At 54.8% G+C, this 14,608-nt stretch carries 9 protein-coding genes; 7 read left to right on the top strand and 2 right to left on the bottom strand.

The window, feature by feature from the left end; genetic code table 11:
- Nucleotides 1–10: 10 nt before the first annotated feature.
- Nucleotides 11–562, bottom strand: coding sequence for a cupin domain-containing protein (locus C8N30_RS06540; protein WP_025063705.1), 552 nt, complete (start codon nt 560–562; stop codon nt 11–13).
- A gap of 197 nt (nt 563–759) precedes the next feature.
- Between C8N30_RS06540 and gabT the strand changes: the two genes are divergently transcribed.
- Nucleotides 760–2,142 carry a 4-aminobutyrate--2-oxoglutarate transaminase gene (gabT, locus tag C8N30_RS06535; protein WP_025063704.1) on the top strand — a complete coding sequence of 461 codons (1,383 nt, stop codon included), beginning with the start codon at nt 760–762 and terminating at the stop codon, nt 2,140–2,142.
- Between the two features lie 111 nt (nt 2,143–2,253).
- Nucleotides 2,254–3,093: a hypothetical protein gene (locus C8N30_RS06530; protein WP_025063703.1), complete on the top strand. Its 840-nt coding sequence runs from the start codon at nt 2,254–2,256 to the stop codon at nt 3,091–3,093.
- Here C8N30_RS06530 and C8N30_RS06525 read toward each other — a convergent pair.
- Nucleotides 3,071–4,693 carry an FMN-binding glutamate synthase family protein gene (locus tag C8N30_RS06525; protein ID WP_025063702.1) on the bottom strand — a complete coding sequence of 541 codons (1,623 nt, stop codon included), beginning with the start codon at nt 4,691–4,693 and terminating at the stop codon, nt 3,071–3,073. The genes C8N30_RS06530 and C8N30_RS06525 overlap by 23 nt on opposite strands.
- A 409-nt stretch (nt 4,694–5,102) precedes the next feature.
- Here C8N30_RS06525 and C8N30_RS06520 point away from each other — a divergent pair, with 409 nt between their 5' ends.
- The 5 genes from C8N30_RS06520 (at nt 5,103) to C8N30_RS06500 (ending at nt 14,508) form a co-directional block, all read left to right on the top strand.
- Nucleotides 5,103–6,068 (top strand): TAXI family TRAP transporter solute-binding subunit, encoded by a 966-nt coding sequence (locus C8N30_RS06520; RefSeq protein ID WP_025063701.1) that lies wholly within the window; start codon nt 5,103–5,105, stop codon nt 6,066–6,068.
- Nucleotides 6,069–6,190: 122 nt separating this feature from the next.
- Nucleotides 6,191–8,935 carry a TRAP transporter permease gene (locus C8N30_RS06515; RefSeq protein WP_051567234.1) on the top strand — a complete coding sequence of 915 codons (2,745 nt, stop codon included), beginning with the start codon at nt 6,191–6,193 and terminating at the stop codon, nt 8,933–8,935.
- A gap of 137 nt (nt 8,936–9,072) precedes the next feature.
- Complete coding sequence (locus C8N30_RS06510) at nt 9,073–10,191, top strand: carbon-nitrogen hydrolase family protein (protein ID WP_025063699.1); 1,119 nt, start codon at nt 9,073–9,075, stop codon at nt 10,189–10,191.
- An 87-nt stretch (nt 10,192–10,278) separates the two neighbouring features.
- Complete coding sequence (locus C8N30_RS06505) at nt 10,279–13,026, top strand: aminotransferase class I/II-fold pyridoxal phosphate-dependent enzyme (RefSeq protein WP_025063698.1); 2,748 nt, start codon at nt 10,279–10,281, stop codon at nt 13,024–13,026.
- A gap of 24 nt (nt 13,027–13,050) precedes the next feature.
- Nucleotides 13,051–14,508 (top strand): biotin carboxylase, encoded by a 1,458-nt coding sequence (locus C8N30_RS06500; protein ID WP_025063697.1) that lies wholly within the window; start codon nt 13,051–13,053, stop codon nt 14,506–14,508.
- Nucleotides 14,509–14,608 lie beyond the last annotated feature (100 nt).

Here is a 14,608-nt window from a genome sequence, read left to right as displayed (position 1 = left end):
TCTGTGTGCGTTAAAAAACCGGTGGTGTTAGTGCACTTACGATCTCGCAAGGATCGGCGGCAATGTTGCGAAACCTGTGGGGAAGGCGACTGTCAAAGAGGTAGCCATCTCCGAGGTTGAGTACCTCAACAGCATCGCCGACCGTTAATTCGATTTGCCCCCGCGTGATAATTCCGGCTTCTTCCCCTTCATGGCTCAAAAATTCAGGCCCTGTGTCCGCGCCGGGAGGGTAAGTTTCATGCAGGACCTGAAGCGTGTGCTCACGTGCATTGCCCAGTTGCCGCAGTGATACTTGTCCCGGGCCCTCTGGTGAGACGTGTCTGAAGTCGTTTGCACGGTAAAATATCTTCGCAGCATCCTGTTCCTCGATCGAGCCGAAAAATTCGGCCATCGAGATCGGAATAGCATCCAGCAGGCTTTTTAGAGAGGCGACCGATGGCGATGTTTTGTCCGTTTCTATCAGTGAGATCGTTCCGTTTGTGAGGCCGGCGCGTGTTGCCAGTTCACGCTGTGACAGGCCGCGCTCAGTCCGAATCTGTTTGAGTCGTTGTCCGATATCCAAAGCGAATGTTTCCTGTGTGTGGTTTTCTGGAAAAGCCTTCGGGGTAAACCAGCGACGTTTTGCCGAATTGACCACTCAAACCTGAAAAAAACAAGTGTCTCGATTATCCAGATTGACAATTAAATTAAACAGGATGAAAGCTTTTTTAAACGCGGGGTAAGCTGCGTTACCCCTATCTCTTATTCGAGGAACATGTAATGGCCAGCACTGCAAAAGGCGTATCCCGCAAATCCGCAAAAAAGTTGCCGCAAATCTCGATTGTCGAGCCTGCAGCGCCGGTTGTTTATACAAACGCCGACCTCGTTGCACGCCGCGAAGCGGCCGTTCCGCGCGGGGTTGCCTCCGCAACGTCTGTCTATGCCTCCTACGCCGAGAATGCGGAGCTTTGGGATGTTGATGGAAAGCGCTATATCGATTTTGTCGGGGGTATCGGTGTGTTGAACACAGGTCACCGGCACCCTGGCGTGATTGCTGCGGCAAAGGCGCAAGAAGACCAGTTTACACATACGTCGTTTCAGGTCGTCCCCTATGCCCCTTATATCGAGCTGGCGGAAAAGCTGAATGAACTTGCACCTGGTGATGAACCGAAAAAGACGCTTTTGGTAACCACAGGTGCAGAAGCTGTCGAAAATGCCGTGAAAATTGCCCGTGCTGCAACAGGCCGTCCCGGTGTGATTGCTTTTACCGGTGGATACCACGGCCGCACGCTGCTGACGCTCGGCATGACCGGCAAAATCAGCCCATATAAAAAAGATGTGGGCCCTTTCCCTTCTGATATTTTCCGCGCACCGTTCCCGAACGTGCGTGACGGCATCACCGTTGAGGATGCGCTGACAGGATTGAAAAATCTTTTCCTGACCGATGCGCAGCCCGAGCGGATTGCATGTATCATCATCGAGCCTGTTCTGGGCGAAGGCGGCTATACTCCCGTACCGTTCGAGATGATGATTGCACTGCGCGAAATTTGTGACCAGCACGGCATCATGCTGATCGCGGACGAAGTGCAGGCGGGATTTGGCCGGACCGGCAAATGGTTTGCAATCGAACATTCCGGAGTTGTGCCTGACCTGATCACTGTAGCGAAATCAATGGCTGGCGGTTACCCTCTCGCCGGTGTGATTGGCCGCGCCGACGTAATGGATGCAATGATCCCTGGCGGTCTGGGTGGTACCTATGGTGGTAATCCCGTCGCCTGTGCTGCAGCATTGGCTGCAATCACCGCGATTGAGGACGAGGGCCTGCTGGCAAAATCCATTGCAATGGGTGACAAGCTCAAGGCACGTTTTGCCGAGATTGGTGCCCGCGCGGCCCCGTTCCGCATGTGGGATATTCGCGGACTCGGAGCGATGGTGGCTGTGGAGTTTGTGACAGATTTTACAAGTGCCACAGCGGACGCTGCGTTGACGAAGCGCGTCATTGCACATGCGCTTGAGCGTGGCCTGCTCCTGCTGAGCTGTGGGATGCACGGTAACGCGGTAAGGGTGATGGTACCATTGACAGCTTCCGAAGAAATCGTTGACGAAGGTTTGGCAATTTTCGAGGCTGCACTTTCTGCTGCTATTGCAGAGGATGCTAGTTAAGCAGCTTCCATTTTGATGCTAAAGAATGAAACGCGCAGAGATTGTTCTTTGCGCGTTTTGTCGTTGTGGGCTGAAGCTTTCTGGCGATATCCACAGGCAGGGAGTATTCCGATGCGCCTTTGGCTTACACTGTTGCTTGCGATTACCGCGACTTCTACTTTTGCGGATGATTTGGCACGTCTCGGCATTTTCGGTTCCGTCGAAAGCGTTGTGCCACTTGTAGTGGCGGGGCGCGAAATTGACGTGCCTGATGAATTGCCTTTGATAAGCTTACTTGGGACAGGGTTGGCCGTCGCGAAGGGGGATACGCTGGCCGTTGTTGTGGCTGTCACGAACGGACGGTTGGTCGCACAGCGCATTTCCGAGATATTTGCCGTGGTCGGCCCGATAAGATCGGCTGACGTCAATGGTGCGGTCGTCATGGGCAGCTTTGTTCAGGTGCCCAATGAAATGGAAGTTGAAGCTGGTCAATGGATCGCCGTGAGCGGGTTGTGGAGCGACGTGAAAGTGATCACCACTAATCTCCGGCGCGTCGAGAGTGGCGGCTATGGCCAACTCACAGGCGTCGTTGACGCAACTTCTAAGACTTTGGGCGGCACCGTAGTTAAGGCGGCAGACCCTCCCAAAGATGGTTTCGGAAGCGATGTTTGGATTCTCAGCGGCGCGCCGGAAGCGGAGAGCTTACATGTCCGGCTGCTATCGCGCGGCGTGTTTGGTTCGCCGACAGATCTGACAGTGTGGCAGGGATACGTGTCAGAGCCGGTGGCGTCGCAAACCTACATGATCCATGGTACCTCAATCACGGGTGCTGAGCGCGATGCACAGATGCCGCAAGCCGGCACTCTTGTCGTGCGCTGCGTCCGCAAAGGTCGTATCGTCAGCGTCGCACCTACCGGATTGGAGCGTGAGTTCGCAGCGCTGGATTGCGCTAGACATACTCGGTTGGATTGAACGAATCCGCGCTAGCCCGCGACCAGCGGTCTTTATAACCGCCGTGGTCTGCGGCGTTATCATCAATCAAAAAGCCGTTTGGCAGATAGGGGAACGCCTTATTCCCTTGAACCATGGAGCGGTCCGATTGCCGCTGCATGAGGTGATGGGGCAAAAAGCCGCTCGGATCAGACAGGCCGGCAGCACCTGTCATCTCACCCAGCGCCTTCAATGTGTTGTGGTGAAAGCGTGCCACCCGCTGAGATTTGTGGACAGGATCCAATGCACGGGCGCGCAGGGGATCCTGTGTCGCAACGCCGACAGGGCAATGGTTTGTGTGGCATGCCTGAGCCTGAATACACCCGATTGCAAACATAAAGCCGCGGGCAGAGTTGCACCAGTCCGCTCCCAAAGCGAGCGCCCGCGCGATATCAAATGCTGAAACGATCTTGCCCGCCGCGCCAAGTTTGATTTCGTCGCGGATGCCAGCGCCGCGTAATGTATTGTGCACAAACGTCAGGCCTTCGACCATTGGCATTCCAACATGGTTCGCAAATTCCAGCGGCGCGGCACCCGTGCCGCCTTCTGCACCGTCGACTACTATGAAATCAGGGAAAATGCCTGTCTTCAGCATCGCCTTCACCATGCACATGAACTCACGCTGGTGCCCTATGCACAATTTGAAGCCCACAGGCTTGCCTCCTGCCAAGTGCCGCAGCTGCCCAATGAATTCGCACATTTCGATGGGGGTGGAAAAAGCAGAATGCGCAGCGGGCGAGACGCAGTCCTGACCCATAGGAATGCCGCGCGCCTCAGCGATTTCAGCAGTAATTTTACCTGCTGGCAACATCCCACCGTGACCCGGCTTTGCACCTTGTGATAACTTTAGTTCGATCATTTTGACTTGGGGAAGGGTTGCTGTTGCAGCGTATTTTTCGGGGTCGAAACTACCGTCTTCGGACCGCGCACCGAAATAGCCGGACGCAACCTGATAAATCAAATCACCGCCGCCTTCCTTGTGATAGCGGCTGACCGAGCCCTCGCCGGTATCATGCGCAAAACCACCCAGTTTCGCCCCTAGATTGAGGGCCTTGATGGCTGGCCCAGACAACGATCCAAAGCTCATTGCTGAAATATTGTAAATGGAGGCGCTGTACGGCTTTGTGCAATCCTTGCCACCGATATCAATGCGAAAATCTGTATTTTCGATATGTTTGGGCTGAACAGAGTGTGTGACCCAACTGTAGCCGCCTTCGTAGACCCGTTTTTTCGTGCCAAATGGGCGTGCATCTTCCTGCCCTTTCGCCCGCTGATAAACGAGCGAGCGGGCATCACGGCTAAAGGGTTCCTCGTCATGATCGTCTTCAAGCAGATACTGACGGATTTCAGGGCGGATGCTTTCAAGGAGGAAGCGAATATGCCCCAGTACAGGGTAATTGCGCAGCACTGAATGGGAGTTTTGCCGGACATCGTGCAGGCCCAATAGTGAAAGCGCGGAGAATGCCATGAAGGGGAGTATGAACCATACCGACCAGATCAAAAGCGCAATCATGCTGAGCAAAGCAAGAGCAACGACTGCCGCAAATGTGCTGTAGCGGGTGAGGTTGGATAATTTCGGCATGCGACGCTCCGGCTAGTTGCGCATTTGCTAACGTGCAGGTGTGTAGACCTCATTAACACCCGTGTTGGCAAGGGTATCACCCGTGACTGACGCAGGTGTTATCGCTCGAAATATCTGATGAACCGCAAAAAATCGGGTAAATTTCAAGCAAATAACATATATTAAACAACGTGATGAATATATGTTGATCTCCCTCGTATCAATTGCTTGCTCATCTTTAAAAAGCTGCCTACGTTTAATTCAGATTTCGTACGATTGCCGCTAACATGGCATAAAAATCGAAACGGGAGGCTAGGAAGAACGACGATATGTGCGCTTCCGCGTATGTCCTCAGCATTCTCCTTCCATATAGTTGAGAGCAGCGTTGTGCGCTGTGCTTGTGACAATAACGGGAGAGTTTACTATGAAAATGTTCAAGACAATGACCGTCGCAGGGGCCTTTGCGGGCGCCATGCTGGCAGGTACTGCGTCATTTGCACAAGAAAAGTTCATCACCATCGGTACCGGTGGCCAGACCGGTGTTTACTTTGTGGTGGGTCAGTCGATCTGCCGCCTCGTGAACCGCGGCTCGGCCGACCACGGACTGAAGTGCACGGCACCGTCCACCGGTGGCTCTATCGCAAACATTAACGCGATCAAGGCTGGCGACATGGACATGGGAGTTGCCCAGTCGGACTGGCAGCACCACGCCTACAACGGCACCTCGACCTTCGAGGGCGACAAGTTCGACAAGCTGCGTGCTGTATTCTCCGTGCATGGCGAACCGTTCAACGTGATTGCGCGCAAAGACAGCGGCATCAAGACGTTCGATGATCTCAAGGGCAAGCGCGTCAACATCGGCAACCCAGGTTCCGGTCAGCGTGCCACAATGGAAGTTGTGATGGCGGCCAAAGGCTGGACGCTGGATGACTTCGCACTCGCGTCCGAATTGAAGCCGGCCGAGCAGGCCGCTGCATTGGGCGACAACAAGGTTGATGCGATTATCTATACTGTTGGTCATCCCAATGGCTCCATTCAGGAGGCGGTTTCGACCATCGACGCAGAGCTGATTTCTGTAACAGGTCCCGAAATTCAGGGTCTGATTGACAACAATCCTTTCTATGCCGCAGCTACCGTTCCCGGTGGGATGTACAAAGGCACAGATTTGGATGTGAACACTTTTGGCGTGAAGGCCACTTTTGTTTCGTCTTCTGATGTTGATGAGGAAACAATTTACCAAACCGTAAAAGCGGTCTTTGACAACTTTGATCGCTTCAAAGGGCTGCACCCCGCGTTTGCAAACCTCAAGGAAGAGGACATGATCTCGCAAGGTCTGTCCGCGCCTCTGCATGACGGCGCTGCGAAGTACTACAAAGAGCGTGGCTGGATTGAATAATCTGCTCGTGATCTGACACATGGAGCGGCGGAGGCATAATCCGCCGCTCCAGTGGCTCGGCGCACAATGCGTCGTGACCGGCACGCACCGGAAAGGTGCGGCATGCAATAGGGACCATTGCCATGACTGACCAACAACAAGCTGCTGCTGTAGAAGCCGAAGCTGCCGGACGTGGCGGGCTGGATCAAAGCGAACTTGATGCTCTTGTTGCTTCCTCGGATACTGGCGGGCGGTCTGTCGGCGGTCCAGTCGGCATCCTCTTAATGCTTACCGCCCTCGCATGGTCCTTGTTCCAGCTTTATATCGCATCCCCTTTCGGTCTGTTTAACGATACGCTTGCGCGGTCTATCCACCTTGGATTTGCGGTTTTCCTCGGAATTATGGCATTTCCCGCCGCGCGCACGAAATTCCAGATGATCCTTGGCGTCGTTGTACCACTTGCGCTTGCCGGGCTGTTTATGGTGGCTGCAAAGGATAGTGTCGCCGTGTGGTGGGTGCCGATTCCTGCAATCGCCATTGCGGCAACGGTGATCCTTGGCTCCCCCAAAGACCGCGTGCCGGTTTGGGAATGGGCGCTTGCCATCGTGGGCGCGCTGACCGCCCTATACCTTTTCTTCTTCTACCGTGACATCGCGGACCGTGTCGGTGCGCCAATCATGCAGGATTACGTGGTTGCCGTTATCGGCATCATGATCCTGCTTGAGGCGACGCGCCGCGCCCTTGGGCCAGCACTGATGATCGTCGCGTCCGTCTTCCTGATGTACACCGTCCTTGGCCCGAATATGCCAAGCATCATTGCCCATAAAGGTAACAGCCTGTCAGAGATCGTGAACCACCAGTGGATCACGACCGAGGGTGTTTTCGGTATCGCATTGGGCGTTTCTACTTCGTTTGTATTTCTTTTTGTGCTGTTCGGTTCGCTGCTGGACCGTGCGGGTGCGGGCAACTATTTTATTCAAGTCGCATTCAGCCTAATGGGTCATATGAAGGGCGGACCCGCAAAGGCGGCTGTCGTCTCATCCGCGATGACGGGTCTGATTTCAGGCTCCTCGATCGCAAACGTTGTGACCACTGGTACATTTACGATCCCTTTGATGAAAAAGGTGGGTTTCAGCTCCGAGAAAGCGGGCGCTGTTGAAGTGGCCTCTTCCGTAAACGGGCAGATCATGCCGCCTGTTATGGGTGCTGCTGCCTTCTTGATGGTCGAATATGTGGGCATTCCATATTTTGATGTGGTTAAGCATGCGTTTCTGCCTGCTGTGATTTCCTACATCGCGCTGGTTTATATCGTACACCTCGAAGCGCTCAAGGCCGGTATGGTGGGCTTGCCGCGTCCGACACCACCAAAACCACTGCTGGCGTGGCTTATGTCAATCGCTTTCACGATTGCAGTGATCTGTGGGCTTAGCTTCGCGGTTTACTATCTGATGGGATGGATCCGCCCTGCTTTCCCTGAAACTGCAGGATACATTATTTTTGTATTTCTGACGGCTGTTTACGTAGGTCTTCTTTATGTCGCGTCCAAGGAGGCCCCGCTCGAGCTTGATGATCCGAACGCGCCGGTAACAAAGTTGCCGTTGCCTGGTCCGACGGTTCGCTCGGGTCTACATTTTATCTTGCCTGTCGTTGTACTTGTTTGGGCTTTGATGGTTGACCGTCTGTCCCCCGGCCTCTCGGCGTTCTGGGCGACGTGCTATATGGTTTTCATTCTTCTGACCCAGCGGCCGCTTATGGCGATTTTCCGTGGCCATAGCAATTTTGCCTCTGACATCAAAGATGGCTTGCTTGACCTCGTTGATGGCTTGGTTACGGGTGCGCGTAATATGATCGGCATCGGTATTGCGACCGCAACTGCGGGTATCATCGTGGGCTCGGTCAGCCAAACAGGTGTTGGTGCAGCGCTGGCCGATGTGGTCGAAGTTCTGTCCGGAGGACATATTCTCGCAATATTAGTGCTGACTGCCGTTTTATCCCTCATCCTCGGGATGGGTCTGCCGACCACGGCGAACTATATCGTCGTCTCCGCCCTTCTTGCACCGGTAATCGTAACGCTCGGCCAGCAAAACGGGCTCATCGTGCCGCTGATAGCTGTGCACCTTTTCGTGTTTTACTTTGGCATTATGGCGGATGTGACGCCGCCGGTCGGCCTCGCCTCGTTTGCGGCGGCGGCTGTTTCGGGCGGCGATCCGATCAAAACCGGTGTAGTCGCGTTCTTTTACAGCCTGCGCACAGCTGCTCTCCCATTCCTGTTTATCTTCAACACAGAGTTGTTGCTGATCGATGTGACGTGGGCGCAGGGCATATTCGTCTTCATTGTCGCAACGATTGCGATGCTACTGTTTGCGGCGGCAACGCAGGGTTGGTTCCTTGCGAAAAATCGTATCTATGAGACGATTGCACTGTTGCTCATTGCCTTTACGCTCTTTCGTCCGGGATTCTGGATGGACATGATATCGCCGCCCTACACCGAAATGGCGGCCTCCGAGTTGACGCAGGCGGCGGATGCAACGCCTATCGGCGAGACACTCCGTCTAAGGGTGGCAGGGGTTAACGACCTTGGTGATCCGCTCGAGTTCGTAGCTTTGCTCCCGCTGGGCGAAGGTGCAGACGGGACCGAGCGTTTGTCTGCTGCCGGTGTCACGCTGCGCATGGATGGCGATAAGGTTATTATCGACGATGTTGCCTATAATTCTGCAGGACAATCGGCTGGCCTTGATTGGGATCAAGAGGTGGTGCGCGTCCTCAAACCGGAGCCACAGCCAAGCAAATACCTGATGTTCCTGCCCGCGCTTTTGCTGCTTGCGGGGGTTGTGGTACTACAACGTCGGCGCAACGGAAGCGGCCTCGACAAAGTGGCGGCAGCGTAAATTACCTGCGCTGTGGAAACATATCTGCCATGCAACGCCGCTACGGCACTGGTGCGCATGGGCTGTTTCACTCCCTATCCAAAGGGCGTAAGAGCAGTTCCAAACGGCCAGAGCCGTGGTTCTCGGAGTAAGCAGATATGACCCCCTTTGCAATTGCCGGCGTACAAATGTACGTCAACGCCCTCGTCCCGAACGTTGATGGAATGATCCAGCGGCTGGACATCCTGATGACGCGTTTCCCTTGGACGCAGATGGTATTGTTCTCCGAGTTGGCCGCTTACGGCCCGCTTGATCAATACTCCTTGCCGCCCGAAAACGAGGCGCTCGAGAAATTTCAGGCTGCAGCGGTAAAACACGGTGTCTGGCTCATCCCCGGCTCGATGTTCATCACCGACCCCGAAGATGGCCGGATTTACAATACATCCGTTGTTATTAATCCGCAGGGCGAGATTATTCGCCGCTATGCAAAAATGTTCCCGTTCCGGCCCTATGAGGCCGGCGTCGCTGCAGGTACAGATTTCTGTATCTTCGATGTGCCGGATGTTGGCCGCTTTGGTTTGTCGATTTGCTATGACATGTGGTTCCCCGAAACTACGCGCCAGTTGACATCACAAGGCGTCGAGGTGCTTTTGCATCCCGTCCTTACAGGAACGACAGACCGCGACGCGGAGCTTGCGATTGCACGCGCAACGGCTGTTCAGTTCCAGTGCTATGTCATTGACGTGAACGGTTTGGGAGCGGGCGGTGTTGGCAAATCTTGCGTGATTGATCCCACGTCACAGGTCTTGCACCAGTCCGCCGGTCAGGAAGACATGTTCCCGATAGAGATCGACCTCGATATGGTTCGCCGCCAGCGTGAGACCGGCATGAAGGGGCTTGGCCAAGTACTCAAGTCTTTCCGCGACCGCTCGACTGATTTCTCGGTTTATGACCGCGCCAGCGGCACCGACGAGTATCTCAAAACACTTGGTCCGCTTGCCATCCCGCACAAAGGGACGAAAGCTGGCCTCGATATGATGGCACCAGCAATGCGTGTTCCTTACACGCCTGATGCTGCGGGCCAAGACAGCTTGCCGGGGTATGCGTTTAAAGTACCGCCGGCTTTCCCCGAAGAGCCATTGCCAAACCCCTCTGCCGGTACCGCTGCACCGGTAGAGAGCGCTACCCTTGCTGCGGCGCCTGTTGCAGCGCCGATTCCACCCGTGAAGGCCGGTATTCTGACCGGAACCACGGATACTGACACATCCAGCGGCTAGGCCGTGCGTTAGGGCGGGCAGGGAACATTCCCCGCCCGCATCTCATCGCATGGTCCAAGCTGCGTAACTTTTTGCGGAGAACGACCGATGCATTCGATGAGAGACTATTCATCTGCGATCCAATTGCGCTCTGACCGATGGAGCGCATTGCGCGAAGCGACCAGCGCCCTGACCCGTAACCCAAGTGCGGGTGAAGCCGCCCAGTTGCGCGCCAGTGTGGCAGAATTGTTTGAGACGCTCGACGTCATGGAGGCTTACTGGGCCTTTCCAGGAAAACACGCCTTTGCATTGATCCGGCGCCATTTCGATCAGGGTAAGCTTGACGATGTAAGTTTCGCCGTGAACCGGATCACTCGTGCCTTGACGACAGGAGCTTACCGCCGTCGCCATATCCCGCTCGAACGCGATAGCGTCGATCAGGAAGAGCAGGACGACGACGCACACCACAGCCCCGAAATGCGCGCCCTGTCCAAGCCTTACTTCGAAGTGCTGGTTGTAGACAGCGTCAACGAGCATCAGGAACGATGGCTCAAGGCGAATGTCACCGGCATGCGCCGCCCCGAGGATCAATTCATCTATGAGGCTGTTGTTGTGCCCTCCATCGAGGATGCGCTCATTGCAGTACTGTTTAACCACAATATTCAGGCCATCGTTGTGCGGCCCGGTCTGGTGCTGCATTCTGAGAATGCCGAGGAGATTCTGACACGTTATCTGGCGCGTGCAGGTGGCCGGAACGAGATTGACGCTATTCCGCCCGAAAATTATGGGCCCGAGTTGTGCCGGATGATTGCGCGGGTTCGCCCCGAGCTGGATGCATATCTGGTCACGGAACGCTCTGTCGAAGATATCGCGGGCCTCGATCTGGGGATCTGTCGCCGCGTGTTCTACAACTCCGAAGACTTTATGGAACTGCACCTGAACATCCTGCGGGGGGTTCAGGCGCGCAATAAGTCGCCGTTTTTTACGGCACTGGTCGAATATTCCAAACAGCCGACAGGCGTATTTCATGCCATGCCGATCAGCCGTGGGAAATCTATTACCCGCTCGCACTGGATTCAGGACATGGGCGCGTTCTACGGCCCCAATATTTTCCTCGCGGAAACCTCTGCGACATCCGGCGGGCTGGACAGTTTGCTTGAACCCCAAGGCCCTATAAAGGAGGCACAGGAGCTTGCTTCGCGTGCGTTTGGCTCAAAGCAGACATTTTTTGCGACCAACGGCACTTCGACCTGCAACAAGATCGTCGTGCAAGCGCTGATTAAACCCGGTGATATCGTACTGGTGGACCGAGACTGCCACAAATCGCATCACTACGGTATGGTCCTGTCAGGCGCTCAGGTCAGCTATCTCGATAGCTATCCCCTCAACAAATATTCGATGTATGGCGCTGTGCCATTGTCGGAAATGAAGGAGCGGCTGCTGGAGTTGAAAGCGCAGGGCAAACTTGACCGCGTGCGGATGCTGTTGCTGACAAACTGCACGTTCGACGGTCTTGTGTATAATGTAGAGCGGGTGATGCAGGAATGTCTGGCGATCAAGCCCGACCTCATTTTCCTGTGGGACGAAGCGTGGTTCGCTTTTGCCCGCTTCAATCCGACCTATCGCCAGCGCACAGCAATGAATGCTGCGAATGTGTTGCGGGTCAAGTTCAAGACAGAAGCGCACCGCGAGGCTTATGAAGCCCAGCAGGTAGAGCTGAAAGATGCAGACCACGAGACACTGATGAAGACACGTCTGATCCCGCCGCCCACTGCGCGGGTGCGGGCCTATTCAACCCAATCCACGCATAAAACGCTCACAAGCTTGCGCCAGGGCTCGATGATCCACGTAAACGATCAGGACTTTAAGGGTGAGGTGGAGCAGAGCTTCCACGAAGCGTATATGACGCATACCTCGACCTCGCCAAACTACCAGATCATCGCAAGTCTGGATGTGGGGCGCCGTCAGGTCGAGCTTGAGGGCTTCGAGTTCGTGCAGCGTCAGATCGAGGCCGCGATGTCGATGCGCCGCGCTCTGTCTGACCATCCGCTACTTAAGAAGTATTTTCAGGTTCTGACAGCGGGCGATATGATCCCGGAGGAGCACAGGGAGAGCGGCGTCACCAGCTATTATGACGCCGAGCAAGGCTGGACCGATCTGTGGGATTGCTGGGAGCGCGATGAGTTCGTGCTTGATGCTTCGCGCGTGACCCTGTTGGTCGGGGGGACGGGCTGGGACGGTGATACGTTCAAGAACAAAATCCTGATGGATAAATACGGTATCCAGATCAACAAGACATCGCGCAATACCGTTCTTTTCATGACCAACATCGGTACCACGCGCTCTAGCGTGGCATATTTGATTGAAGTTCTGGTAGAGATTGCAAAATCGCTCGACGAGTTGAACGATGATGCCTCTGGCATGGAGAAGATAGGATTTGACCGCCGTGTGAAAAATCTGCTCGAGGACTATCCGCCACTGCCTGACTTCAGCCGCTTCCATAAGGCGTTTCTGGAGAGCGGAAACAGCCGTGAAGGTGATATTCGCAAGGCGTTCTTCCTCGCTTATGATGAAAAGAACTGCGATTATCTCGAACTTGATGGATCGTTGAAAGAAGCGATGCTCCGTGGCGAGACGATTGTCTCGGCAGGGTTTATCATCCCATATCCCCCCGGCTTTCCGATCCTCGTCCCCGGACAGGTCGTTAGTCAGGAAATCCTTAGTTTTATGCGTGCGCTCGATGTGAGCGAAATTCATGGCTACAGGCCCGATCTGGGCCTGAGGGTTTTCACCGCTGAAGCGTTGGACAACGCGACGCCGACTCCCGTAAAATTATCGAAAAAAGCTTCGGCTTAATTACTCAAGATAAGGAGCACCACCATGGCTACCATTCTTAGAAATATCTCTGAAATCCGTCGGTTCTTCCACCGCAATGAAGACCCGATCTACTTCATTTCTGCGACCAACTTTAACCTGCTGGGCCTTGATGAATGGGTCAAGAATTTCAAATATATCTGCTATATCGATTGTTATGGCGGCAAGCATCCCAACGTGTTCTGCCCTTCAGAGCAACCGCACGCCGAGTTCCAGTCCATCGAGGACATCAACAATTATCTGCTGCAGCACAAGGAAGTCATCGACTTTATCAAAAAGCGTGGCGGCAAGCCAAAGTTCGTGTTCCTGATGTTCGACGAGGAAACCGAGCGTTTGTCCAAAGAGCTGGGCGCGGATGTCTGGTTCCCCAAGGCAAAGCTGCGTAATTCGATGGACAACAAGATTGCGACCGTGCGCATCGGCAACAAAGCGGGCGTGCCGTCCGTGCCTAACACGCTGGCAGAGGTCACGTCTTACGAGAACCTTCGCGAGACCTGCGAAAAGGCGGGCATCGGGCACGATCTGGTGCTGCAATCTGCGTTTGGTGACAGTGGGCACACCACTTTCTTTATCAAGAACGAGGCTGACTTCCGACGCCACCAGTCCGAGATCATCGGCGAGGGCGAGATCAAGATCATGAAACGGATCAGCTGCCGTGGTGCGGCGATTGAAGCTTGCGCCACTAAAGAGGGCACGATTGTAGGGCCGCTGATGACAGAGCTGGTCGGCTTTAACGAGCTTACTCCCTACCGTGGGGGCTGGTGCGGAAACGAGATCCTATCCACCGCCTTCCCGCCAAAGCAACGCCAGCAGGCGCGCGACCTCACGTTCAAATTCGGGGAGCAGCTCCGCAAGGAAGGGTACCGCGGGTATTTCGAACTCGACTTTTTGATCGATAAAAAGACTGGCGAACTTTGGCTGGGTGAGCTGAACCCACGCATCACAGGTGCATCGTCAATGACCAATCACGCCGCGTTTGCACACGCGGATGCCCCTTTGTTCCTGTTCCATCTGTTGGAGTTTTCCAAAAAGAAATTCTCTCTCAATGTGGACGAGTTGAATGCCCGTTGGGCCGAGCCTGACAACATCGACAGCTGGTCGCAGATGGTGATCAAGTTTACCAAAGACGAAGTCGACACCTGCACGAGTAGCCCCGAGACTGGCATCTACAAGATGAAAGAGGACGGCTCGGTTGTGTTCGACCGCTTCGATTATCACCGCCGCGCCGTAGAGAGCGAGAACGAAGCGTTCTTCTTGCGGATCATGCGGCCCGGTGACTACCGCTATGAGGGTGCGGACATTGGTATCCTTGTGACGCGGGGGCGCTCGATGACCAAAAGCTTCCAGCTTAACGAACGGGCGAAAAAGTGGATTCACGGGATCAAGAGTGCCGTTGAGGGTACGCCGCTGCCGACAGCAGAGGCTAATCCGATCCTGTCGGATCCGGCGTTCAAGATTCTTTAAGACACTCAAGAAACTGCGTGGCGGGGGCGTGTTAGCTCACAATTCTCCCTCGCCGCGATTTGCGCGTCAGATAATCTGTGCTGCATCGCTCGACCTGGGT

This window comes from Sulfitobacter guttiformis (assembly GCF_003610455.1).
Taxonomy (GTDB): Bacteria; Pseudomonadota; Alphaproteobacteria; order Rhodobacterales; family Rhodobacteraceae; genus Sulfitobacter; species Sulfitobacter guttiformis.
The sequence above is the reverse complement of the archived record's forward strand: the minus strand, read 5'-3'. Positions and strand labels throughout refer to the sequence as shown.